Origin of the sequence: Paraburkholderia sp. SIMBA_054, from assembly GCF_046534875.1 — a bacterium.
Lineage (GTDB): Bacteria > Pseudomonadota > Gammaproteobacteria > Burkholderiales > Burkholderiaceae > Paraburkholderia > Paraburkholderia hospita.
This window is the reverse complement of sequence record NZ_JAWRXV010001190.1, coordinates 1-255: the sequence shown is the minus strand read 5'-3', so window position 1 is coordinate 255 and position 255 is coordinate 1. Positions and strand designations below refer to the sequence as shown.

General features: G+C 63.1%; 1 protein-coding gene. It reads right to left on the bottom strand.

Annotated elements, in window-relative coordinates; genetic code table 11:
- Window positions 1-247, bottom strand: a 247-nt coding sequence (locus tag SB822_RS58890; protein WP_410859349.1) for an SET domain-containing protein, incomplete at its 3' end; no start/stop codon positions are given.
- Window positions 248-255 lie beyond the last annotated feature (8 nt).

Below are 255 nucleotides of genomic sequence, written 5' to 3'. Positions count from 1 at the left end.
GCGCGCATGCGTGATTCAGCCATCGCGCGCTACTGCCTCCGCGACTCCCGTCAATCACAGTCCCGTCCGCCAGACCAAAAAGGAAGGTGTGTCCGGCGACGCCGTCACGCTGGTGACGGCGCACGGCATTGCACCACGACACAATTTCCCCCTTGTATTGGAGCACGCGCTCGCCCGCCGCGAGCGGTTTCATTGCGAATACGCCCTTGCCGTGAACTGACGATCGCCGGACGATCACACGCCTCATGGTGTTCC